The 20,005-nt window shown below is 63.9% G+C and carries 31 protein-coding genes; 1 reads left to right on the top strand and 30 read right to left on the bottom strand.

Annotation, left to right across the window (positions count from 1 at the left end):
- Positions 1–61: 61 nt before the first annotated feature.
- The 28 genes from ASD67_RS00665 to rpsL all read right to left on the bottom strand — a co-directional run bounded on the left by ASD67_RS00665 (position 62) and on the right by rpsL (position 17,039).
- Positions 62–727 (bottom strand): adenylate kinase, encoded by a 666-nt coding sequence (locus ASD67_RS00665; protein ID WP_056341800.1) that lies wholly within the window; start codon positions 725–727, stop codon positions 62–64.
- Between the two features lie 48 nt (positions 728–775).
- On the bottom strand, positions 776–2,149 hold the full coding sequence (gene secY / locus ASD67_RS00670; protein WP_056341803.1) for a preprotein translocase subunit SecY: 1,374 nt from the start codon (positions 2,147–2,149) through the stop codon (positions 776–778).
- 145 nt (positions 2,150–2,294) lie between these two features.
- Positions 2,295–2,822 (bottom strand): 50S ribosomal protein L15, encoded by a 528-nt coding sequence (gene rplO, locus ASD67_RS00675; RefSeq protein WP_082544747.1) that lies wholly within the window; start codon positions 2,820–2,822, stop codon positions 2,295–2,297.
- Positions 2,823–2,875: 53 nt separating this feature from the next.
- A complete protein-coding gene (locus ASD67_RS00680; RefSeq protein WP_056341806.1) occupies positions 2,876–3,082 on the bottom strand; it encodes a DUF1737 domain-containing protein in 207 nt (68 codons plus the stop codon).
- A gap of 6 nt (positions 3,083–3,088) precedes the next feature.
- Positions 3,089–3,274, bottom strand: coding sequence for a 50S ribosomal protein L30 (gene rpmD, locus ASD67_RS00685; RefSeq protein ID WP_056341809.1), 186 nt, complete (start codon positions 3,272–3,274; stop codon positions 3,089–3,091).
- A gap of 4 nt (positions 3,275–3,278) precedes the next feature.
- A complete protein-coding gene (rpsE, locus tag ASD67_RS00690; RefSeq protein ID WP_056341813.1) occupies positions 3,279–3,995 on the bottom strand; it encodes a 30S ribosomal protein S5 in 717 nt (238 codons plus the stop codon).
- A 1-nt stretch (position 3,996) separates the two neighbouring features.
- Entirely contained in the window at positions 3,997–4,350 is a 354-nt protein-coding gene (rplR, locus tag ASD67_RS00695; RefSeq protein ID WP_056341815.1) for a 50S ribosomal protein L18, read from the bottom strand.
- A 3-nt stretch (positions 4,351–4,353) separates the two neighbouring features.
- Positions 4,354–4,887 carry a 50S ribosomal protein L6 gene (rplF, locus tag ASD67_RS00700; protein ID WP_056341818.1) on the bottom strand — a complete coding sequence of 178 codons (534 nt, stop codon included), beginning with the start codon at positions 4,885–4,887 and terminating at the stop codon, positions 4,354–4,356.
- Positions 4,887–5,291 (bottom strand): 30S ribosomal protein S8, encoded by a 405-nt coding sequence (gene rpsH, locus ASD67_RS00705; RefSeq protein ID WP_037556380.1) that lies wholly within the window; start codon positions 5,289–5,291, stop codon positions 4,887–4,889. The genes rplF and rpsH overlap by 1 nt, the downstream gene beginning before the upstream one ends.
- A 12-nt stretch (positions 5,292–5,303) precedes the next feature.
- Positions 5,304–5,609 carry a 30S ribosomal protein S14 gene (rpsN, locus tag ASD67_RS00710; protein ID WP_056341822.1) on the bottom strand — a complete coding sequence of 102 codons (306 nt, stop codon included), beginning with the start codon at positions 5,607–5,609 and terminating at the stop codon, positions 5,304–5,306.
- 50 nt (positions 5,610–5,659) lie between these two features.
- The gene (rplE, locus tag ASD67_RS00715) at positions 5,660–6,238 is read right to left on the bottom strand and encodes a 50S ribosomal protein L5 (RefSeq protein ID WP_082544748.1); all 579 of its coding nucleotides are present in this window, start codon (positions 6,236–6,238) and stop codon (positions 5,660–5,662) included.
- On the bottom strand, positions 6,231–6,551 hold the full coding sequence (gene rplX / locus ASD67_RS00720; protein WP_056341827.1) for a 50S ribosomal protein L24: 321 nt from the start codon (positions 6,549–6,551) through the stop codon (positions 6,231–6,233). The genes rplE and rplX overlap by 8 nt, the downstream gene beginning before the upstream one ends.
- A gap of 2 nt (positions 6,552–6,553) precedes the next feature.
- The gene (gene rplN / locus ASD67_RS00725; RefSeq protein ID WP_056341829.1) at positions 6,554–6,922 is read right to left on the bottom strand and encodes a 50S ribosomal protein L14; all 369 of its coding nucleotides are present in this window, start codon (positions 6,920–6,922) and stop codon (positions 6,554–6,556) included.
- Between the two features lie 60 nt (positions 6,923–6,982).
- Complete coding sequence (rpsQ, locus tag ASD67_RS00730) at positions 6,983–7,252, bottom strand: 30S ribosomal protein S17 (protein ID WP_056341832.1); 270 nt, start codon at positions 7,250–7,252, stop codon at positions 6,983–6,985.
- An 11-nt stretch (positions 7,253–7,263) separates the two neighbouring features.
- Complete coding sequence (gene rpmC / locus ASD67_RS00735) at positions 7,264–7,467, bottom strand: 50S ribosomal protein L29 (protein WP_037515654.1); 204 nt, start codon at positions 7,465–7,467, stop codon at positions 7,264–7,266.
- 4 nt (positions 7,468–7,471) lie between these two features.
- Complete coding sequence (gene rplP / locus ASD67_RS00740; protein WP_056341835.1) at positions 7,472–7,903, bottom strand: 50S ribosomal protein L16; 432 nt, start codon at positions 7,901–7,903, stop codon at positions 7,472–7,474.
- Between the two features lie 11 nt (positions 7,904–7,914).
- Positions 7,915–8,622 (bottom strand): 30S ribosomal protein S3, encoded by a 708-nt coding sequence (gene rpsC / locus ASD67_RS00745; protein ID WP_056341838.1) that lies wholly within the window; start codon positions 8,620–8,622, stop codon positions 7,915–7,917.
- 1 nt (position 8,623) lies between these two features.
- On the bottom strand, positions 8,624–9,004 hold the full coding sequence (gene rplV / locus ASD67_RS00750; protein WP_056341841.1) for a 50S ribosomal protein L22: 381 nt from the start codon (positions 9,002–9,004) through the stop codon (positions 8,624–8,626).
- The gene (gene rpsS / locus ASD67_RS00755; protein WP_037556370.1) at positions 9,004–9,279 is read right to left on the bottom strand and encodes a 30S ribosomal protein S19; all 276 of its coding nucleotides are present in this window, start codon (positions 9,277–9,279) and stop codon (positions 9,004–9,006) included. The genes rplV and rpsS overlap by 1 nt, the downstream gene beginning before the upstream one ends.
- 3 nt (positions 9,280–9,282) lie before the next feature.
- Positions 9,283–10,119, bottom strand: coding sequence for a 50S ribosomal protein L2 (rplB, locus tag ASD67_RS00760; protein WP_056341845.1), 837 nt, complete (start codon positions 10,117–10,119; stop codon positions 9,283–9,285).
- Positions 10,120–10,140: 21 nt separating this feature from the next.
- Positions 10,141–10,449 carry a 50S ribosomal protein L23 gene (locus ASD67_RS00765; protein ID WP_056341848.1) on the bottom strand — a complete coding sequence of 103 codons (309 nt, stop codon included), beginning with the start codon at positions 10,447–10,449 and terminating at the stop codon, positions 10,141–10,143.
- A complete protein-coding gene (gene rplD, locus ASD67_RS00770) occupies positions 10,442–11,068 on the bottom strand; it encodes a 50S ribosomal protein L4 (protein WP_056341851.1) in 627 nt (208 codons plus the stop codon). Before rplD ends, ASD67_RS00765 begins: the two co-directional genes overlap by 8 nt.
- Positions 11,069–11,070: 2 nt before the next feature.
- The gene (gene rplC / locus ASD67_RS00775; RefSeq protein ID WP_056341854.1) at positions 11,071–11,850 is read right to left on the bottom strand and encodes a 50S ribosomal protein L3; all 780 of its coding nucleotides are present in this window, start codon (positions 11,848–11,850) and stop codon (positions 11,071–11,073) included.
- A gap of 301 nt (positions 11,851–12,151) precedes the next feature.
- A complete protein-coding gene (rpsJ, locus tag ASD67_RS00780) occupies positions 12,152–12,463 on the bottom strand; it encodes a 30S ribosomal protein S10 (RefSeq protein ID WP_003042199.1) in 312 nt (103 codons plus the stop codon).
- Between the two features lie 148 nt (positions 12,464–12,611).
- On the bottom strand, positions 12,612–13,802 hold the full coding sequence (gene tuf, locus ASD67_RS00785) for an elongation factor Tu (protein ID WP_056341856.1): 1,191 nt from the start codon (positions 13,800–13,802) through the stop codon (positions 12,612–12,614).
- A 118-nt stretch (positions 13,803–13,920) separates the two neighbouring features.
- Positions 13,921–16,014 (bottom strand): elongation factor G, encoded by a 2,094-nt coding sequence (gene fusA, locus ASD67_RS00790; protein ID WP_056341859.1) that lies wholly within the window; start codon positions 16,012–16,014, stop codon positions 13,921–13,923.
- A gap of 110 nt (positions 16,015–16,124) precedes the next feature.
- Entirely contained in the window at positions 16,125–16,595 is a 471-nt protein-coding gene (rpsG, locus tag ASD67_RS00795; RefSeq protein ID WP_056341861.1) for a 30S ribosomal protein S7, read from the bottom strand.
- A 72-nt stretch (positions 16,596–16,667) separates the two neighbouring features.
- Positions 16,668–17,039, bottom strand: a complete 372-nt coding sequence (gene rpsL, locus ASD67_RS00800; RefSeq protein ID WP_037515637.1) for a 30S ribosomal protein S12 — start codon at positions 17,037–17,039, stop codon at positions 16,668–16,670.
- Positions 17,040–17,299: 260 nt separating this feature from the next.
- Between rpsL and ASD67_RS00805 the strand changes: the two genes are divergently transcribed.
- Positions 17,300–17,845 carry a DNA-deoxyinosine glycosylase gene (locus tag ASD67_RS00805; RefSeq protein ID WP_235535519.1) on the top strand — a complete coding sequence of 182 codons (546 nt, stop codon included), beginning with the start codon at positions 17,300–17,302 and terminating at the stop codon, positions 17,843–17,845.
- 39 nt (positions 17,846–17,884) lie between these two features.
- On the opposite strand, the gene ASD67_RS00810 is transcribed toward ASD67_RS00805, so the two are convergent.
- Complete coding sequence (locus ASD67_RS00810) at positions 17,885–18,622, bottom strand: hypothetical protein (protein ID WP_056341864.1); 738 nt, start codon at positions 18,620–18,622, stop codon at positions 17,885–17,887.
- Positions 18,623–18,676: 54 nt separating this feature from the next.
- A complete protein-coding gene (locus tag ASD67_RS00815) occupies positions 18,677–19,972 on the bottom strand; it encodes a metal-dependent hydrolase family protein (protein WP_056341868.1) in 1,296 nt (431 codons plus the stop codon).
- Positions 19,973–20,005: the final 33 nt, after the last annotated feature.

Consider the following 20,005-nt stretch of genomic DNA (forward strand, 5'->3'; position numbering starts at 1 on the left):
CCTGTTGCCGCTCTGGATTGCCACGGGGCTGCGCCCCTCGCAATGACGATGTTGAAGCGGACTAGGGCGCTGTGGCGGAGTTGAGAATCAACTCGATCGCGTCGTTGACGACGTCGATATCGGCCATGCCGTCGACGTGGGTCACGATGCCGCGCGCTTCGTAGATCGGCAGGATCGGCGCGGTCTTGGCGCGATATTCGGCCATGCGCGTGCGCACCGTTTCCTCGTTATCGTCGGGACGGCGCTTGAAGTCATGCCCGCCGCACTGGTCGCAGGTGTCTGCGACCTTCGGCAGCTTGTAGCGGTCGTGATAGCCGGCGCCGCAGGTGGCGCAGGAGAAGCGGCCGGTGATGCGGTCGACGAGCGCATCCTCTTCGACCAGCAGTTCGATGACATGGTCGAGCTTGCGCCCGCGCACGTCGAGGATTTCGTCGAGCGCATCGGCCTGCGCAGCGGTGCGCGGATAGCCGTCGAATATCACCGACACATCGCCGCCGAGCTGGTCGAGGCGTTCGCCGATCAGGCCCGAGACGATTTCGTCCGAGACGAGCTCGCCCGCATCCATCACCGCCTTGGCCTGGACGCCGATCGGCGTTCCCGCTTTGACCGCCGCACGCAGCATGTCGCCGGTCGAGAGCTGGACCATGCCATGCTCGTCCTCCAGCCGCGAGGCCTGCGTTCCCTTGCCCGCTCCCGGCGGACCCAGCAAAATGATATTGAGCGTCATGAAGGCCCCTGTTTCCCTGCCCTGTTCGAAACTCGCGTAGCGGGCGTATCAGCGCCGCGCAACGCCGCCTTTCAATTTGGCCTTCTTGATCAGGTCGCCATATTGATGCGCGAGCATGTGGCTCTGGATCTGGGTAATGGTGTCGATGGTGACGTTGACGATGATCAGCAGGCTGGTGCCCCCGAGTTGGAAGGGCAGGCCCGACCGCGCGATGAAATATTCGGGGATCAGGCAGATCGCCGCCAGATAGGCCGCCCCGATCACGGTGATGCGCGTCAGCACATGGTCGAGATAGGCGGCGGTGTTCTTGCCCGGGCGGATGCCGGGGATGAAGCCGTTCTGGCGCTTCAGATTGTCGGCGGTTTCTTCCGGATTGAAGACGACCGCGACATAGAAAAAGCAGAAGAAGACGATGCCCGCGGCGTAGAGCGCCATGTACAACGGCTGGCCATGGGCAAGATACTGGTTGATCGTGATCAGGAAATCGCCGGTCGCGGTATCGCCCTGAACATTATTGCCCATGAACTGGGTGATCGTCAGCGGCATCAACAGCAGCGACGAGGCGAAGATCGGCGGGATCACGCCGGCGGTGTTGACCTTGAGCGGCAGATGGCTGCGGTCGGCCTGCATCCCGCCGCGCTGGGTCGCGCGCTTTGGATATTGCACGAGCACCCTTCGCTGCGCCCGTTCCATGAAGCTGATGAAGGCGATGATCGCGATCGCGCCGATGATTACGGCGAGCACGGTGCCGCCGCCCATCGAGCCTTCGCGGACCTGACTGAACATCTGGGCGAAGCTGCGCGGCAGCTGGGCAAGGATGCCCGCCATGATGATCAGCGAGACGCCGTTGCCGATGCCGCGGCTGGTGATCTGCTCGCCGAGCCACATCAGGAAAAGGGTACCGCCGACGACGCTGATCACCGTGGTGATGCGGAACAGCATGCCGGGGTCGAGGACGACGGTGATGCCTTGCGCCCCGGTCGACGCCTCGGCGGTCAGCGCGAGAAAATAGGCCTGGATCGCAGTGAGCACGACGGTGCCGTAGCGGGTATATTGGTTGAGCTTCTTGCGCCCGCTTTCGCCCTCTTTCTTGAGCGCGGCAAGGCTGGGGGCCAGCGCCGAGGCGAGCTGAACGACGATCGAAGCCGTGATATAGGGCATGACGCCGAGCGCGATGATGCTGAGGCGCTCAAGGCTGCCGCCCGAGAAGGTGTTGAAGATGTCGAGGACGCCGCCCGAGGCCGCCTGCTTATAGGCCTGCGCCAGCGCGACGGGGTCGACCCCGGGGAGCGGCACGAAGGACAGGCAGCGGAAGACGATCAGCGCGCCGATCGTGAACCAGATGCGGTTCTTGAGTTCGGTCGCCTGGCCGAACTTCGAAAAGTTCAGGTTGGAAGCAAGCTGGTCGGCGCGAGAGGCCATGGGTATTTTTCCTCGGATTTCCGGACCGCGCCCCCCGCGACCCGGCGCCTATGTGCGTTCGGTGGTCGTGAAGCGCAAGGGGAAAGGCCCGATTCAAATGCGTCGGGGGCGGCGTGGCCTGTTGCCGCGCCGCCCCCGAAAATCATCAGGCCTTCTTGGCGGCCGCCGCAGCCTTGCGCTGGGCCCGCTTGCCGTCGCCTTCGGGCTTGGCTTCGGGCAGGTCGACCTTGCCGCCGGCCTTTTCGACCGCCTCGATCGCGCCCTTCGACGCGCCGGCAACCGCGAAGTTCAGCTTGGTCGTCAGTTCACCCTTGGCGAGGAGGCGAACGCCGTCCTTGCCGCCGCGGGCAACGCCGGCGGCCTTGAGCGCCGCGTGATCGACCACGGCCTTGGCGTCGAGCTTCTTCGTGTCGATCAGCTTCTGGATCATGCCCAGATTGACGATCGCGAAGTCCTTGCCGAAGATATTGTTGAAGCCGCGCTTCGGGATACGCATGTGGAGCGGCATCTGGCCGCCTTCGAACCCGTTGATCGCGACGCCGCTGCGCGCCTTCTGGCCCTTCTGGCCGCGGCCGGCGGTCTTGCCCTTGCCCGAGCCGATGCCGCGTCCGACGCGCATCCGGCCCTTGCGGGCGCCGGCGTTGTCGCTGAGTTCGTTAAGTTTGATCGTCATGATTGCACTCGCTTTCGCTTTGTTCGCGCTGGGGACTGGCCGCCGGGGCGGGATCAGTCCGGTTCGATTTCACTCGATGGCTGAAAGCCGGGGTAGGCCCCGGCCTTGTCCATCACGATGGCCTGGGCGACATAGCCGCGGCCATCGACACTGGTGATCGACGGGCTGCCGTGAAGCTGCCACCCCCGGTTGAGCAGACCTTCGACGCGGGCGCAGAACGCGCTGTCGTCGGGACCGGTCAACAGGCGGTACAGCTTCACCGGCTTTTAGCCCTCGATCACTTCCACCATGTGCGGAAGTTTGCGGATCATGCCGCGCACTTCCGGGGTGTCGATCAGTTCGACCTCGCGATGCATCTTGCCCAAGCCGAGGCCGGTCAGGATCGCACGCTGGCTCTTGGGGCGACGGATCGGCGAGCCGATCTGGCGGATCTTGATCTTCTTGTCAGCCATGGTCTTACTCCGTCACCGCGGCGGCTTCGGCCTCGGCAGTGCGATCGGATGCACCGCCGCGCTTGATGAGGTCCGACACCTTCTTGCCGCGACGCTGCGCGACCGACTTGGGGCTGGTCTGCTCGCCGAGCGCTTCGAAGGTGGCGCGGATCATGTTGTAGGGGTTCGAGGTGCCGTTCGACTTGGTCACCACGTCGGCGACGCCGAGCGATTCGAACACGGCGCGCATCGGACCACCGGCGATGATGCCGGTACCCGCGGGCGCCGAGCGCAGCGTGACCATGCCGGCACCGAAATGGCCGAGGCCGTCATGGTGCAGCGTGCGGCCGTCGCGCAGCGGAACGCGAATCATCGCCTTCTTGGCAGCGGCGGTCGCCTTCGAAATGGCTTCGGGCACTTCGCGCGCCTTGCCATGACCGAAACCGGCGCGGCCCTTGCCGTCGCCGACGACGACGAGCGCGGCGAAACCGAAGCGCTTGCCGCCCTTCACGGTTTTCGAGACACGGTTGATGTGGACGAGCTTTTCGATCAGCTCTTCGCCGCCATCATCGTCGCGCGGACGACGATCGTCGCGGCGACCACGGCCGCCGCCATCACGACCGCCACGATTGCCGCCCGGTCCGCCGGCGCCGCCGCCACGACCGCGGCGCGGAGCCTGGGTGGTGGTTTCGGTCGCCGCTTCGGGCGCTGCGCCTTCGACGTTCTGTACTTCGTCAGCCATATTAGAACTCCAATCCGCCTTCGCGAGCCGCGTCGGCCAGCGCCTTGATGCGCCCGTGGAACAGGAAACCGCCGCGGTCGAACACGACCTGCGTCACGCCGGCCTTTTTCGCGGCAGCGGCGAGGCGCTTGCCGACGTCGGCAGCCGCCGCGGTGGTCGCGCCGGTCTTGCCGCGGACATCCTTGTCGAGCGTCGAAGCCGAAGCCAGCGTTGCGCCGGCAGCGTCGTCGATGAGCTGCGCATAGATGTGACGGCCCGAACGGTGCACCGACAGGCGTGCGCGCCCACCGGCGCGCTTGCGAAGGGCGGTACGAACGCGTTGGCGGCGTTTTTCGAATTGGGTAAGATGTGCCATGGCTTACTTCTTCTTGCCTTCTTTGCGGAAGATGTACTCGCCGCGATATTTGATGCCCTTGCCCTTATAGGGTTCGGGCTTGCGCCAACGGCGGATTTCCGCCGCGACCTGACCGACCTGCTGCTTGTCGATGCCGGTGATCTCGATCGTCGTGTTGTCCGGCGTCTTGATCTCGATCCCCTCGGGGATCGTGAAATCGACATCGTGGCTATAACCGAGCTGCAGCTTCAACATCTTGCCCTGGGCGTTGGCACGATAGCCGACACCGGTGATTTCGAGCACCTTGGTGAAGCCGTCGGTGACGCCGGTGACGAGGTTCTGGACCAGCGTGCGCTGCATGCCCCAGAAGGCGCGCGCCTGCTTGGTGGCGTTGGCAGGCTGGACCGAAATCTCGCCTTCCTTGACCTCATAGGCGATGTCGTCGGCGAGCGCGAGGGCCAGGGTGCCCTTGGGGCCCTTGACCGACAGCTGACCGCCGTCGATGCTGGCCGTGACCCCCGAAGGGATGGCGACCACTTTTTTACCAATACGCGACATCAGAACACCTCCGCCAGCACTTCGCCGCCGACATTATGTTCGCGGGCCTCGGCATCCGAGAGGACGCCGCGCGGGGTCGACACGATGGTGATGCCCAGGCCGTTGCGCACGATCGGCAGTTCTTTCGAACCCGAATAGATGCGGCGGCCCGGCTTCGAGACGCGCGCTACGTGGCGGATCGCCGGCTGGCCTTCGAAATATTTCAGCTCGATGCGGATGCCCTTGTGCTGGCCCTTGGCGCCCAGCGCTTCTTCGCTGTAGCCGCGGATATAGCCTTCGCGCTGAAGAACATCGAGAACACGGACGCGCAGGGTCGAGGCCGGCGTCAGGACGCTGTCCTTCTTCGCCTGCTGGCCGTTGCGGATGCGGGTGAGCATATCACCCAGAGGATCGGTCATTGCCATCTTGCGTCTTCCTTACCAGCTCGACTTCACAACGCCGGGGATCAGGCCCTTGTTGGCCAGATCGCGGAGCTGGATACGGCAAAGCCGGAACTTGCGATAATATGCGCGCGGACGACCGGTCATCTCGCAGCGGTTGCGGATGCGGGTCGGGTTTCCGTTGCGCGGAACTTCCGCCATCTTGAGGCGCGCGATCAGTCGCTCGCCATCGTCGAGCGACGTGTCCGCCGCAATCGCCTTCAGCTTCGCATAACGGCCGGCGTACTTCTTCACCAGCTGCTTGCGACGCTCATTCTTGTTCACGGAACTCAGTTTCGCCATGACTTAAGTTCTCTTTCCTTCTTGAAAGAGCCTGCCTGGTCCCAGAGGGATCAGGCGGCTTCCTTTTCCTGCGCTTCGATCGGGAAGGGGAAGCCGAACAGCTTGAGCAGTTCGCGGGCTTCTTCGTCCGTACGGGCGGTGGTGGTGACGATCACGTCCATGCCACGCACCTGGTCGATGCGGTCATAGTTGATCTCGGGGAAGATGATCTGCTCTTTCAGACCCATGGCATAGTTGCCACGGCCGTCGAAGCTGGTCGCCGACACGCCGCGGAAATCGCGGATGCGCGGCATTGCGATGGTGATCAGCCGGTCGAGGAATTCGTACATGCGTTCGCGGCGCAGGGTCACCTTGCAGCCGATCGGCATGCCTTCGCGCAGCTTGAACTGTGCGATCGACTTCTTCGCCTTGGTCACGACAGGCTTCTGGCCGGCGATCAGCTCCATTTCAGCAGCTGCCGATTCGACCTTCTTCTTGTCCTGCGTGGCTTCGCCGACACCCATGTTGAGCGTGATCTTTTCGATCTTCGGCACTTCCATCGCGTTCTTGTAACCGAATTTCTCGGTCATCGCCTTGACGATCACCTCGTCGTAGCGGGTGCGCATGCGCGGGGTGTAATTGTCAGCCACTGATCGTCTCCCCGGACTTCACGGCCACGCGGACCTTCTTGCCGTCCTTGGTTTCAAAGCGGACGCGAGTCGGCTTGCCGGTCTTGGGATCGGCGAGAGCGACCTTGCTCGCGAAAAGCGGCGCTTCCTTGCGTTCCAGGCCACCCTGCGGGTTGGTCTGGCTCGGCTTGCGGTGCCGCGTGATGATGTTGACGCCCGCGACGACCAGCTTGCCGTCTTTCGGCAGGCTCTGCGTCACTTCACCGGTCTTGCCCTTGTCCTTGCCGGACAGGATGACAACCGTGTCGCCCTTCTTGATCTTCGCCATACTCATGGTCAGAGCACCTCCGGCGCCAGGCTGATGATCTTCATATAGCCACGGCCGCGCAGTTCGCGGACGACGGGGCCGAAGATACGGGTGCCGATCGGCTCCTCGTTCTTGTTGACGAGCACGGCGGCGTTGCTGTCGAAGCGGATCACCGAACCGTCGGCGCGGCGCACATCCTTCGCGGTGCGGACGATGACGGCGCGATGCACGTCGCCCTTCTTCACCTTACCGCGCGGCTGGGCTTCCTTGATCGACACGACGATGACATCGCCGACGCCGGCGACGCGACGCTTCGACCCGCCCAGCACCTTGATGCACTGGACGCGCTTCGCGCCGCTGTTGTCGGCGACTTCCAATTGTGACTGCATCTGGATCATCGATGCATTTCCTTCTTGTTTGGCCTACCGGGCAATCCCGGCGGTTCCGTGAAAACCAGCTTAGGCGTCGGCAGCCGTTTTGGGCTTGCTGTGGGTGTCGACCTTGTCGAGCACCTTCCACGTCTTCAGCTTCGAAATCGGCTTCGTTTCCTCGATGCGGACGGTTTCACCAGCCTTGATGCTGTTGTCCTCATCATGGGCGTGATACTTCTTCGAACGACGGATGATCTTGCCGTACAGAGGGTGCTTCACCTTCCGCTCGACTTTCACCACGACGGTCTTGTCGCCCTTGTCGGACACCACGGTGCCGGTCAGAATGCGCTTCGGCATCGATAGTCTCCTTACTTCGCAGCCGAGCGCGTGCGCTCGGTCTGCTGCGTCTTGATGCGGGCGATCGAGCGCCGCACTTCCTTGACGCGCGATGCCTTTTCAAGCTGGCCGGTGGCCGCCTGGAAACGCAGGTTGAACGCCTCACGCTTCAGTTCGCCAAGCTGTTCGGCGAGCTGGTCGTCGGTCTTGGCCTTGAAATCTTCGGTCTTGGCCATGTCCTTAACCCTCCAGGTGGGTCGTGTCGCCGAGGCGGGCAACGACCTTGGTCTTGATCGGCAGCTTCATCGCGGCGCGTTCGAACGCCAGCGCGGCCACGGGGCCCGGAACGCCGTCGAGTTCGAACAGGATGCGGCCCGGCTTCACGCGCGCGGCCCAGAATTCCGGCGAACCCTTGCCCTTGCCCATACGGACTTCGGCCGGCTTCGACGACACGGGGACGTCGGGGAAGATGCGGATCCACAAACGGCCCTGACGCTTGATCGCACGGCTGATCGCACGGCGAGCCGCTTCGATCTGGCGCGCGGTGATGCGCTCGGGTTCCATCGCCTTCAGCCCGTAGGAGCCGAAGTTCAGGCTGGTGCCACCCTTGGCATTGCCATGGATGCGGCCCTTGAAAGCCTTGCGGAACTTGGTTTTTTTCGGTTGCAGCATGTCAGCAGTCCTTAGCGGCGATCATCGCGCGCCGGGCGCACGCCCGACGTCTGCGCGTCGAGCATCAACCGGTCGGTCGCCATCGGGTCATGACCCAGGATTTCGCCCTTGAAGATCCACACCTTGATCCCGCACACGCCATAGGCGGTGTGTGCGGTCGCTTCGGCATAATCGACGTTCGCGCGCAGCGTGTGCAGCGGCACCCGGCCTTCGCGGTACCACTCGGTGCGCGCGATTTCCGCGCCGCCCAGACGGCCGGCACAGTTGATGCGGATGCCCTCGGCGCCGAGACGCATCGCCGACTGCACTGCGCGCTTCATCGCACGACGGAACGCCACGCGGCGCTCAAGCTGGTCGGCAATGCCCTGGCCAACGAGCTTGGCGTCGACTTCGGGCTTGCGGATTTCGACGATGTTCAGCGACACGTCGCTGCCGGTCAGTTCGCCAAGCTGCTTGCGCAGCTTTTCGATGTCGGCGCCCTTCTTGCCGATGATGACGCCCGGACGGGCGGCATAGATCGACACGCGGCACAGCTTGGCGGGACGCTCGATCACCACCTTCGAGATCGCGGCCTGCGGCAGCGTCTTGAAGATGAAGTTGCGGATCTTCAGATCCTCAACGAGCATACGGCCATAGTCCTGCCCTTCGGCGAACCAGCGGCTGTCCCAGGTGCGGTTGACCTGCAGGCGCAGGCCGATCGGATTGCTCTTCTGGCCCATGTTACGCCTCTTCTTCCTGTTCGCGCACGACGATGCGGATGCGGCTGAACGGCTTGACGATCCGGGTCGACTTGCCGCGACCGCGTGCGTGCCAGCGCTTCATCGAGATCGACTTGCCGACGCTGGCTTCCTGGATGACCAGCGCATCGACGTCGAGGTTGTGGTTGTTTTCCGCGTTGGCGACAGCGCTGGCGAGAACCTTGCGCACGTCGACCGCCATCGCCTTCTTCGAGAAAGCGAGGACGTTCATCGCGTCTTCGACCTTGCGACCGCGGATCAGCGCAGCGACGAGGTTCAGCTTCTGCGCCGAGCCACGAATCTGCGTGCCGACCGACAGCGCCTCGTTATCCGCAACGCGGCGGGGGGATTTTGCCTTGCCCATTAGCGTTTGCCCTTCTTGTCGGCCGCGTGGCCGGGGAAGAAGCGCGTCGGCGCAAATTCACCCAGCTTCATGCCGACCATGTCTTCGTTGACCGACACCGGCACGAACTTGCGGCCGTTGTAGACGTTGAAGGTCAGCCCGACGAACTGCGGCAGGATGGTGGACCGACGCGACCAGGTCTTGATCGGGGCAGAGCTGCCACCGTCCTGGGCCGTTTCGGCTTTCTTGAGGAGATGAAGGTCGACAAACGGACCCTTCCAGACCGAGCGAGCCATGGCTTACCTCTTCTTCTTGGCGTGACGCGACCGGATGATCATCTTGTCGGTCGACTTGTTGTGACGGGTACGAGCACCCTTGGTCGGCTTACCCCACGGGGTAACCGGATGACGGCCGCCCGAGGTACGGCCTTCACCGCCGCCGTGCGGGTGATCGACCGGGTTCTTGGCCACGCCGCGGGTCAGCGGACGCTTGCCGAGCCAGCGACCACGGCCAGCCTTGCCGAGGTTGGTGTTCTGGTTGTCGGGGTTCGACACCGCGCCGACCGTGCCCATGCACTCGCCGCGGATGTAACGCTGCTCGCCCGAACCGAGACGCACGATGACGAGACCGCGGTCACGACCGACGACCTGGGCATAGGTGCCGGCCGAACGGGCGATCTGGCCGCCCTTGCCCGGCTTCATCTCGATGTTGTGGACGATCGTGCCAACCGGCATCTGCGACAATTCCATCGCATTGCCCGGCTTCACGTCGGTCTTCTTGCCCGCGACGACGACATCGCCGACCGCCAGGCGCTGCGGCGCCAGGATATAGGTCTGCTCGCCGTCTTCGTACTTCACCAGCGCGATGAAGGCCGTACGGTTGGGGTCATATTCCAGACGCTCGACGGTAGCCGGCATGTCCCACTTGCGACGCTTGAAGTCGATGAAGCGGTACTTCTGCTTGTGGCCGCCCGCGATGCCGCGCGAGGTCACATGACCCTTGTTGTTGCGGCCGCCGGTCTTGTTCTTGCCTTCGGTCAGCGCCTTGACGGGCTTGCCCTTCCACAGCGACGATTTGTCGACGAGGATCAGGCCGCGCTGCGCGGGGCTGGTCGGATTATAGGATTTAAGTGCCATTGTTCTTGCCTCTTCCTACAATCAGACGCCGGTGGTGACGTCGATCGACTGGCCTTCGGCCAGGCGAACGATCGCCTTCTTCACGTCGCTGCGGGTGTAGGGCTTGCCCTTCCAGCGCTTGGTCTTGCCCTTGGTGATGAGCGTGTTGACGCCGATCACCTTGACATCGAACAGCGCCTCGACGGCGGCCTTGATGGCGGGCTTGGTCGCATCGTTCGCAACCTTGAACACCACCGCGTTATTCTCGCTGAGCAGGGTCGACTTTTCGGTGATCACCGGAGCGAGGATCACGTCATAGTGACGCGCGTCGACAGTTTTTGCCTTAGCCATGGAAACGGGCCTCCAGCTTTTCGACCGCCGCGCGGGTCAGGACCAGCGTGTCGGCACGGATGATGTCATAGACGTTGGCACCCGCCGCCGGCATCGAGTCGATGCCGATGAGGTTGGCCGACGCCATGGCGAAGCTTTCATGGACCGCATCGCCGTCGATGAAGAGTGCGCGGTTGCCGAGTTCGAACTTGCCGAGCTGGCCGGCGAGTGCCTTGGTCTTGGCATCCTTGAGCTCGAGCGTGTCGAGAACGACGATCTTGCCGCCCTTCGCCTTGTCGCTGAGCGCCATCTTGAGGCCAAGCGCGCGAATCTTCTTGTTCAGCGAGTGACCGAAGGTGCGGGCCCGGGGACCGTGCGCCTTGCCGCCGCCGATGAAGATCGGTGCCTTGCGATCGCCGTGACGGGCGGTACCGCCGCCCTTCTGGCGACCGAACTTCTTGCCGGTGCGGGCGACGTCGCTGCGTTCGCGGGCGGCGCGAGCCGGACCACGGCGCTTTTCGAGCTGCCACGAAACGACGCGGTGCAGGATGTCGGCGCGCGGATCGACGCCGAAGACGTCGTCGTTGAGGTCGATATCGGTGCCGGCCTTGCCGTCGATGGTCTGAACCTTGACCTTCATGATCAGGACTCCTGCGCGCCGTCGGTGGTCGCGGTGTCGGTGACGACGGTCTCTTCGACCGGCGTTTCGACCGGCGCGTCTGCCGGGGCTTCCTGGTTGCTGTTGGCCGCGCTCTTGATGCCCGCCGGATAGGGGGCCTCGGGGTGGCGCGGCAGCTTGACCGCATCGCGGACCATCAGCCAGCCGCCCTTCGAGCCAGGGACCGAGCCCTTGACGAAGAGAAGGCCGCGCTCGACGTCGGTGCGGACGATTTCGAGATTCTGCTGGGTGCGGTTGCGCGCGCCCATGTGGCCGGCCATCTTCTTGTTCTTGAAGACGCGGCCCGGATCCTGACGGTTACCCGTCGAACCATGGGCACGGTGGCTGATCGACACGCCGTGCGTGGCGCGCATGCCTCCGAAACCCCAGCGCTTCATCGCACCGGCAAAACCCTTGCCCTGCGTGACGCCCTGGATGTCCACGATCTGGCCGGCGACGAAATGGTCGGCCGACAGTTCGGCACCGACATCGAGCGTCGCGTCGTCAGCGACGCGGAATTCGACGACCTTCGCCTTGGGTTCGACTTCGGCCTTGCCGAAAGCGCCGCGCTGGGGCTTGGCGACGTTCTTCGCCTTCGCCGAGCCGGCACCGAGTTGGACGGCAACATAGCCGTCGCGTTCTTGTTCGCGCACAGAGATAACCTGGCAGCCTTCGAGGCTCAGGACGGTGACGGGCACGTGGCGGCCGTCGTCCTGAAACAGGCGGGTCATCCCCATTTTTTTCGCGATCACGCCAGTCCGCATGATCAATACTCCTCAACAGAGGCCGGGCGGACCATTCCGCACGGCTTGCGGGAAGCCATCAAGCCAAGCCCGACGACTACCCTCCCAGCCCATAATTTCGATGCATCGCCCCGTCCGGGCTGAGGTGCCGCCATCCCGAAGGACCTGCGGCGAGACGGGGGACGCAGCCCGGACCCTGGTGCTTCCAGCGGAAGCGGTCCGGCGGTATCCACCCTATCGTCGGTCCGGATCGCTCCGGACGATGCAGGCGGCGAACCGCCTGCCGATAGAGACCCCGGTCTTCACCGGGGCTTCGCTGACCTTAGGCCAGCTTGATTTCGACGTTCACGCCCGCCGCGAGGTCGAGCTTCATCAGCGCATCGACCGTCTGCGGGGTCGGCTGCACGATGTCGAGCAGCCGCTTGTGGGTACGGACCTCGAACTGCTCGCGCGACTTTTTGTCGACATGCGGACCGCGGTTCACGGTGAACTTTTCGATGCGCGTCGGCAGCGGGATCGGGCCGCGAATAAGCGCTCCGGTACGACGCGCCGTGTCGGCGATGTCGGTGGTGGCCTGATCGAGCACGCGGTGATCAAAGGCCTTGAGGCGAATGCGAATATTCTGCGTTTCCATGACTATTCCAGTCGAATCCCGTCTGACGATGCGAAAGAGCCGAAATGGCCTGCTCCGGCTCCCGCAGGGAAGCCGGATCGGCCATCTAAATTCCTAGTGCTACGAGCCGCGCGAATCGCTTCCGAATCGCGCGGCTCGCGGCCCTATATTACTTTGTGATGGTCGCGACAACCCCTGCGCCGACCGTGCGGCCACCTTCGCGAATTGCGAAGCGCAGACCCGGGTCCATGGCGATCGGGGCGATCAGCTTGACGGCGAGCTGGACGTTGTCGCCGGGCATGACCATCTCGGTGCCCTCGGGGAGGATGACCTCGCCGGTGACGTCCGTGGTGCGGAAGTAGAACTGCGGACGATAGTTCGCAAAGAACGGCGTGTGACGGCCGCCCTCGTCCTTCGACAGGACATAGACTTCCGAGGTGAACTCGGTGTGCGGCTTGATCGTGCCGGGCTTGCAGAGAACCTGGCCACGCTCGACTTCTTCACGGCCGACGCCACGGATCAGCGCACCGACGTTGTCGCCAGCCTGGCCCTGGTCGAGCAGCTTGCGGAACATTTCGACGCCGGTCACGACGGTCTTCTTGGTGTCCTTGATGCCGACGATTTCGACTTCTTCGCCGACCTTGACGATGCCGGTTTCGATACGGCCGGTGACGACGGTACCGCGACCCGAGATCGAGAACACGTCTTCGATCGGCATCAGGAAGGGCTTGTCGAGCGGACGTTCCGGCTGCGGGATCCATGCATCGACGGCTTCCATCAGCTTCAGGATCGCGTCCTTGCCGATGGCGTCGTCGCGACCTTCGAGGGCGGCGAGCGCCGAACCCGGGATGATCGGAATATTGTCGCCGTCGAAGTCGCGCTTCGAAAGCTCTTCGCGGATTTCGAGTTCGACGAGCTCGAGCAGCTCGGGATCGTCCAGCTGGTCGACCTTGTTGAGGAAGACGACCATGGTGGGAACGCCAACCTGCTTCGCGAGCAGGATGTGCTCCTTGGTCTGCGGCATCGGGCCGTCAGCAGCCGACACGACGAGGATCGCGCCGTCCATCTGGGCAGCACCGGTGATCATGTTCTTCACATAGTCGGCGTGGCCCGGGCAATCGACGTGCGCATAGTGGCGGGCGCCGGTTTCATATTCGACGTGCGCGGTCGAAATGGTGATGCCGCGTTCGCGCTCTTCGGGCGCCTTGTCGATGTTCGCGAAGTCGACGGCGACGCCGCCCGACGTTTCGGCGAGCACCTTCGTGATCGCCGCGGTCAGCGAGGTCTTGCCATGGTCGACGTGACCGATGGTGCCGATGTTGCAGTGCGGCTTCGTCCGCTCAAATTTAGCCTTGGCCATGATTTAAGAACCTTCTTGTTCGATAGTTGAATTGATCAGTCTTGGACGAGCCTGCTGAATCAGGCGCCGCCCTTAGAGGGCTTTGCCGCGCGGCGCAAGTCCGCGCGGCTTAGACCCGTCAGGCCATCTTGGCCTTCACCTCTTCGGCGACGTTGGTCGGCACTTCCTCATAATGCGAGAATTGCATCGAGTAGCTGGCGCGTCCCTGGCTGAAGCTGCGCAGCTGATTGACGTAGCCGAACATGTTCGCGAGCGGAACAATCGCCTCGACGACCTGGGCGATGCCCCGGCTGTCGGTGCCCTGGATCTGGCCGCGGCGGCTGTTGAGATCGCCGATCACGTCACCCATGAACTCTTCCGGGGTAACAACCTCGACCTTCATCACCGGTTCGAGCAGCTTGATGCCGGCCTTTGCCGCCACTTCGCGCATCGCCGCGCGGCCCGCGATTTCGAACGCCAGCGCCGACGAGTCGACGTCGTGATACGCGCCGTCCGTGAGCTTGATTTCGAAGTCGATGATCGGGAAGCCGATCATGTGACCATTGTCGGCCGATTCGCGCATGCCCTTTTCGACCGACGGGATATATTCGCGCGGAATATTGCCGCCCTTGATCTCGTCGATGAAGGTGATGCCCGAACCGCGTTCGCCGGGGGCGACGCTGACCTTGACGCGGCCGAACTGGCCCGAGCCGCCCGACTGCTTCTTGTGGGTGTAGTCGACGTCGACCGGCTTCGCGAGCGATTCGCGGTACGCCACCTGCGGCGCGCCGACATTCGCTTCGACCTTGAACTCGCGCTTCATGCGATCGACGAGGATGTCGAGGTGAAGCTCGCCCATGCCCTTGATGATCGTCTGACCCGATTCATGGTCGGTCGAGACGCGGAACGAGGGATCCTCGGCGGCCAAGCGGTTGAGCGCGATGCCCATACGTTCCTGGTCGGCCTTGGTCTTCGGTTCCACCGACAGCTCGATGACCGGCTCGGGGAATTCCATCCGCTCGAGGATGATCGGCGCGCCGGTGGCGCAGAGCGTATCCCCGGTGGTGGTTTCCTTGAGGCCGGCGAGCGCGACGATGTCACCCGCATAGGCTTCTTCGATGTCTTCGCGGCTGTTCGCATGCATCAGCAGCATACGACCGACCTTTTCCTTCTTGTCCTTCACCGAGTTCAGGTACGTGCCCTTGTTCAGGGTCCCCGAATAGATGCGGGCGAAGGTGAGCGAGCCGACGAACGGATCGTTCATGATCTTGAAGGCGAGCAGCGACAGCGGCGCGTCATCGGCGGCCGGACGCGAATCGGGCGTCGTGCCGTCGAGCTTGAGCCCCTGAACGTCGGGAATGTCGAGCGGCGAAGGCAGATAGTCGACGACCGCGTCGAGCAGCGTCTGGACACCCTTGTTCTTGAACGCGGAGCCGCAGAGGACAGGAACGAACGCCTGCGCCAGCGTGCCCTTGCGGATCAGCGCCTTGAGCTGCGCGACCTCGGGGAGTGTGCCTTCGAGATAGGCTTCCATCGCGTCGTCGTCCTGTTCGACGGCGAGCTCGATCAGCTTTTCGCGATATTCGGCGGCCTTGTCGGCGAGGTCGGCGGGGATTTCCTCATAGAAGAATTCGGCGCCGAGGCTTTCGTCCTTCCAGATGATCGCCCGCTCGTTGACCAGGTCGACGAGACCCTTGAAGTCGCCTTCGGCGCCGATGGGCAGATAGAGGACAGCCGGGGTCGCACCGAGGCGATCGATGATCGTCTGGACGCAATAATAGAAATCGGCGCCGGTGCGGTCGAGCTTGTTGACGAAGCACATGCGCGGGACTTTGTACTTGTCAGCCTGACGCCACACGGTTTCCGACTGCGGCTCGACGCCGGCAACGCCGTCGAACGCGGTGATCGCGCCGTCGAGCACGCGCAGCGAACGTTCGACTTCGATGGTGAAGTCGACGTGGCCGGGGGTGTCGATGATGTTCAGGCGATGCTCGGGGCCCTGACCTTCGTCGGCTTTCCAGAGGCAGGTGGTCGCAGCCGACGTGATCGTGATGCCGCGTTCCTGTTCCTGCTCCATCCAGTCCATCGTCGCGGCGCCGTCATGGACTTCGCCGATCTTGTAGGACTTGCCGGTGTAGTAAAGAATACGCTCGGTCGTCGTGGTCTTGCCGGCGTCGATGTGCGCCATGATACCAAAATTGCGATAATTTTCGAGCGGATGGCTGCGGGCCATGGTCTTGTCCTTGAATTTGGGGGGAGGCCGCGAGGGCCACCCCCGATATAGGAAGGATTGTTACGAATGCGAGACGCCCGGCCACGAGGGCGGTGGCATCCCGCGTTCGATTACCAGCGGTAGTGGCTGAAAGCGCGGTTGGCTTCGGCCATGCGGTGCGTGTCTTCGCGCTTCTTCACCGCGTTGCCGCGGTTGTTCGAGGCGTCGAGCAGCTCACCCGACAGGCGCGCGGCCATCGTCGTTTCGCTGCGGTTGCGCGCGGCGGTGATCAGCCAGCGGATCGCGAGCGCCTGGGCACGGTCCGGACGGACTTCGACCGGAACCTGATAGGTCGCACCGCCGACGCGGCGGCTGCGGACTTCGATGTTCGGACGGATATTCGCCAGCGCTTCGTGGAACACGCCGATCGGTTCCTTCTTGGCACGGGCTTCGACCGATTCGAGGGCGCCATAGACGATGCCTTCGGCGGTGGACTTCTTCCCGTCCAGCATGACGCTGTTCATGAATTTCGACAGCACCACATCACCGAAACGGGGATCGGGCAGGATTTCGCGGCGTTCAGGACGACGACGACGAGCCATAGGTAATTCCTTTGTACAACAGCATCCCGGCGCCAAGCGCAGCGGGATGATCAAAAGCCGAAAAAGCGGTCCTTACTTCGGACGCTTCGCACCGTATTTCGAACGGCTCTGCTTGCGGTCCTTCACACCCTGCGTATCGAGCACGCCGCGCAGGACGTGGTAACGCACACCGGGAAGATCGCGGACACGACCGCCGCGGATCAGCACAACGCTGTGTTCCTGGAGGTTGTGGCCTTCGCCGGGGATGTAAGTGATGACTTCGCGCTGGTTGGTCAGGCGGACCTTGGCAACCTTGCGGAGCGCCGAGTTCGGCTTTTTCGGGGTGGTCGTATAGACTCGGGTGCAAACGCCGCGCTTCTGCGGGTTTGCGTCCATCGCCGGGACCTTGGACTTCACCTTCTGGGGAGTCCGGCCCTTGCGGACCAGCTGGTTGATCGTGGGCATGAATGCTTCACCTTTAAATGTCCGCCCATCAAAGCGAACGGTTACTGTACTGCGGTGGATGAAACATCGACCGGACCCCACGGAAAACCGCGGAAAACGGGCGACCTTGTAACAGCAAAAGACCCCGGCGGATCACAAGGATCTTCCGGAGGCTCCATCCGCGCCAGCAATGTTCAAGCGCTGTTGTAACCGGAAGTGGCGGTTAAGCGCCGCTTTCGATCGACGCGGCCCCTAGCGGCGATTCCCCTGAGGGTCAAGGGGTGAGCAAGATTGTTGCGCCGGGCGGGGCGAGCTATCGGGTGGCGATGCCGCCCGTCCGCCACGCCAGCTTCGCCCCGCATGTCGCGCCCGACGCACGCCTGCTGATCCTCGGCAGCCTGCCCGGCGCGCGGTCGCTGGCGGAACGGCGCTATTATGCGCATCCGACGAACCAGTTCTGGCGGCTGGTGGGGGAGGTGATCGACCGCCCGCTGGCGACAATGGATTATGACGCGCGACTCGCGGCGCTGCGCGACGCCAAGGTCGGCCTGTGGGACGTGATCCGTACCGCCGAGCGTCGCTCGAGCAGCGACAGCGAGATTCGCGACGTCGAGGCGCAGGATCTGGCGGCGCTGGTCGCGGGCCTGCCCGAATTGCGGACGATCGCGTTCAACGGCGGCAAGGCCGCGGCGATCGGGCGGCGGCAGTTGCCAGCGCTGCAAGAGATCGAAGTCGTCGACTTGCCGTCGAGCAGCGCGGCGAATACGAGTGGCTATGCCGGGAAGCTGGAACGGTGGCTGCGGTTGAAAGCCGCGATCACGGACTGAAGCCTCGTCATTGCGAGCGAAACGCAGCAATGCCGCGCATCATAGCCCGCGCACGGCCGCTTCGGAGGCGGCTGCCGCGCGTTCAGCGGCAGCGGCGACCCCGTCGGCGTCATCTTCGGCATGGGCTTGTCGCTCGCGCTCGAGAAGTTCGGCCAGTTCGTCGGCCCGGTCGGGATCCTCCGCCATCGCCCGCGCATCGGCGCGGACCCGCTCTTCCTCGCGGATCGCATCATATTCGGACCGGATATGCTGATCGAGCACCGCGGCAACCAGAAGGTCACGGACAAGACCGACGAATCTCGTCCCGCGTTCGGGCTCGACCACCGCGCCGCCGTCGCCTCCCGCGATGGAATAATCGACGTCGGTCCGAAAGGTCGTGCCCTTCAGATCGACATTCTCCGCTTTGGCAAGAGCCTGGATGTCGCCCTTGCCCAGCATCGCGGCGACATTGTCCGCCTTGGTCAGGACATCCTCCGGCACGGTGATCGACAGCCGCCCCGCACAGCGCCGCGCCGCGTCGGGACCCTTTTCGATCACCCGCGCCTTCGTGACACTCAATTCAAAGCGATCGGCGACGGATCGAAAAGCCGACAGCGTCGCGCCCGACCCGCGCATGCGGTGATCGGCCATTTGCTGCGCGCCGGTGATCGCTTTTTCTGTGATGCCCTTGGTCAGCGCCGCGATCACCGCATCGCCCTGGCATGCCGCATCGGGGTTTTCCGCACAGGCGGCGAGCGAAAGAAGGGCCAGCGCCACCACGCTCCGGGTAAAATGCATCGACCTGCCTTCGCTGTTGGACAAGGCCCGATCTAAACATCCCACCCGTTAAGATCATTCTACCACCGTCCCCCGCGCCATCACGAAATCGACCTTTTTGAGCACCCGCACATCGGCGATCGGGTCGCTGGCGACCGCGATGATGTCGGCGCTCTTGCCCGGCGCGATGGTGCCGATCTGGTCGGAGAGGCCGAGCAGGTCGGCGGCATTGACCGTCGCGGCTTTGAGCGCCTCGACAGGCGTCATGCCGTGCTGGACCATCAGTTCGAACTCGTCGCCGTTGCGGCCATGCTTCGAGACGCCGGCATCGGTGCCGAAGGCGATGCGCACCCCGTGCGGGACAAGCTGTTCGAGGCTCTTGCCGGTGATCGAAATGCGCCATTGGATCTTCGCCAGCACGTCGGGCTCATAGGCCGCGGCATTGGCGGCGATGCGTTCCTTGTACCCGTTCACGGTCGACAATGTCGGGACATAATAGGTCTTCGATTTTGCCCACAGCGCGATCGTCGCCTCGTCGAGGATCGTGCCATGTTCGATCGAATCCGCCCCGGCGACGAGCGCGAGGCGGATGCCGTCGGCGCCATGCGCGTGGACCGCGACCTTTTTCCCGAACATATGTGCCGTATCGACGATCGCCTGCGCCTCGTCGTCGAACATCTGCTTGCCGAGGCCGGCGCCGATGCGGCTGTTGACCCCGCCGGTCGAGGCGAATTTGATCACGTCGGCACCGCGCCCGACCTGATGACGCACCGCGCGGCGACAATCGTCGGCGCCGTTGCAGGTGTTGCCCGCGCCCGCGAAAAAGGGCTTGAGCTCGTCGCGATAACCGAGCGAACCGTCCATATGACCGGCGCTGCCCGAGATCGCGTTGGCGGCATCAACGATGCGCGGCCCCTGCACCTTGCCCGCAGCGATTGCATCCCTGAGCGCGAGCGTCGCGCCGTCGCCGTCGCCGAGGTTGCGCACCGTGGTGAAGCCCGCGCGCAGCGTCTTCATCCCGTTGACCTCGGCATTGAAGGCCTGCGCGGCGGGGCTGAGGGTGATTTCTTCCAGCTGCCCGGCGAGACCGCCGGCGTCGCTGGTCAGATGGACATGGCTGTCGATCAGCCCGGGGAGGACATATTTGTCGCTGAGGTCGATCAGGGTCGCACCAGCGTCGGCGGGCTGGTGGCCGTCGGCGATCGAGACGATCCGGCCGCTCTCGATGATGATCGTCGCGGCGCCCTTCGCGGGCTTGCCCGGTTCGGCGATCAGGTGGCCGGCGTGGATGACCGTGCGGGCGGTCTGCGCGGCGGCGGGCGCGGCCAGCGCGGTGCTGAGCAGCAGGAGCGGGAGGAAGGTCTTGTTCATGCAGGGTCCCCTGATGTTCGATTATGTCGTCGC

The organism is Sphingopyxis sp. Root1497, assembly GCF_001427085.1.
GTDB lineage: Bacteria > Pseudomonadota > Alphaproteobacteria > Sphingomonadales > Sphingomonadaceae > Sphingopyxis.

Bases quoted from the DNA above. Each gene is read 5' to 3' on its own strand.
- ASD67_RS00665 (WP_056341800.1), bottom strand. From the start codon at position 727: ATGACGCTCAATATCATTTTGCTGGGTCCGCCGGGAGCGGGCAAGGGA.
- secY (WP_056341803.1), bottom strand. From the start codon at position 2,149: ATGGCCTCTCGCGCCGACCAGCTTGCTTCCAACCTGAACTTTTCGAAG.
- rplO (WP_082544747.1), bottom strand. From the start codon at position 2,822: ATGACGATCAAACTTAACGAACTCAGCGACAACGCCGGCGCCCGCAAG.
- rpmD (WP_056341809.1), bottom strand. From the start codon at position 3,274: ATGGCTGACAAGAAGATCAAGATCCGCCAGATCGGCTCGCCGATCCGT.
- rpsE (WP_056341813.1), bottom strand. From the start codon at position 3,995: ATGGCTGACGAAGTACAGAACGTCGAAGGCGCAGCGCCCGAAGCGGCG.
- rplR (WP_056341815.1), bottom strand. From the start codon at position 4,350: ATGGCACATCTTACCCAATTCGAAAAACGCCGCCAACGCGTTCGTACC.
- rplF (WP_056341818.1), bottom strand. From the start codon at position 4,887: ATGTCGCGTATTGGTAAAAAAGTGGTCGCCATCCCTTCGGGGGTCACG.
- rpsH (WP_037556380.1), bottom strand. From the start codon at position 5,291: ATGGCAATGACCGATCCTCTGGGTGATATGCTCACCCGCATCCGCAAC.
- rpsN (WP_056341822.1), bottom strand. From the start codon at position 5,609: ATGGCGAAACTGAGTTCCGTGAACAAGAATGAGCGTCGCAAGCAGCTG.
- rplX (WP_056341827.1), bottom strand. From the start codon at position 6,551: ATGAGTATGGCGAAGATCAAGAAGGGCGACACGGTTGTCATCCTGTCC.
- rplN (WP_056341829.1), bottom strand. From the start codon at position 6,922: ATGATCCAGATGCAGTCACAATTGGAAGTCGCCGACAACAGCGGCGCG.
- rpsQ (WP_056341832.1), bottom strand. From the start codon at position 7,252: ATGCCGAAGCGCATTCTGACCGGCACCGTGGTGTCCGACAAGGGCGAC.
- rpmC (WP_037515654.1), bottom strand. From the start codon at position 7,467: ATGGCCAAGACCGAAGATTTCAAGGCCAAGACCGACGACCAGCTCGCC.
- rplP (WP_056341835.1), bottom strand. From the start codon at position 7,903: ATGCTGCAACCGAAAAAAACCAAGTTCCGCAAGGCTTTCAAGGGCCGC.
- rpsC (WP_056341838.1), bottom strand. From the start codon at position 8,622: ATGGGCCAGAAGAGCAATCCGATCGGCCTGCGCCTGCAGGTCAACCGC.
- rplV (WP_056341841.1), bottom strand. From the start codon at position 9,004: ATGGGCAAGGCAAAATCCCCCCGCCGCGTTGCGGATAACGAGGCGCTG.
- rpsS (WP_037556370.1), bottom strand. From the start codon at position 9,279: ATGGCTCGCTCGGTCTGGAAGGGTCCGTTTGTCGACCTTCATCTCCTC.
- rplB (WP_056341845.1), bottom strand. From the start codon at position 10,119: ATGGCACTTAAATCCTATAATCCGACCAGCCCCGCGCAGCGCGGCCTG.
- ASD67_RS00765 (WP_056341848.1), bottom strand. From the start codon at position 10,449: ATGGCTAAGGCAAAAACTGTCGACGCGCGTCACTATGACGTGATCCTC.
- rplD (WP_056341851.1), bottom strand. From the start codon at position 11,068: ATGAAGGTCAAGGTTCAGACCATCGACGGCAAGGCCGGCACCGATATC.
- rplC (WP_056341854.1), bottom strand. From the start codon at position 11,850: ATGCGGACTGGCGTGATCGCGAAAAAAATGGGGATGACCCGCCTGTTT.
- rpsJ (WP_003042199.1), bottom strand. From the start codon at position 12,463: ATGGAAACGCAGAATATTCGCATTCGCCTCAAGGCCTTTGATCACCGC.
- tuf (WP_056341856.1), bottom strand. From the start codon at position 13,802: ATGGCCAAGGCTAAATTTGAGCGGACGAAGCCGCACTGCAACATCGGC.
- fusA (WP_056341859.1), bottom strand. From the start codon at position 16,014: ATGGCCCGCAGCCATCCGCTCGAAAATTATCGCAATTTTGGTATCATG.
- rpsG (WP_056341861.1), bottom strand. From the start codon at position 16,595: ATGGCTCGTCGTCGTCGTCCTGAACGCCGCGAAATCCTGCCCGATCCC.
- rpsL (WP_037515637.1), bottom strand. From the start codon at position 17,039: ATGCCCACGATCAACCAGCTGGTCCGCAAGGGCCGGACTCCCCAGAAG.
- ASD67_RS00810 (WP_056341864.1), bottom strand. From the start codon at position 18,622: ATGCATTTTACCCGGAGCGTGGTGGCGCTGGCCCTTCTTTCGCTCGCC.
- ASD67_RS00815 (WP_056341868.1), bottom strand. From the start codon at position 19,972: ATGAACAAGACCTTCCTCCCGCTCCTGCTGCTCAGCACCGCGCTGGCC.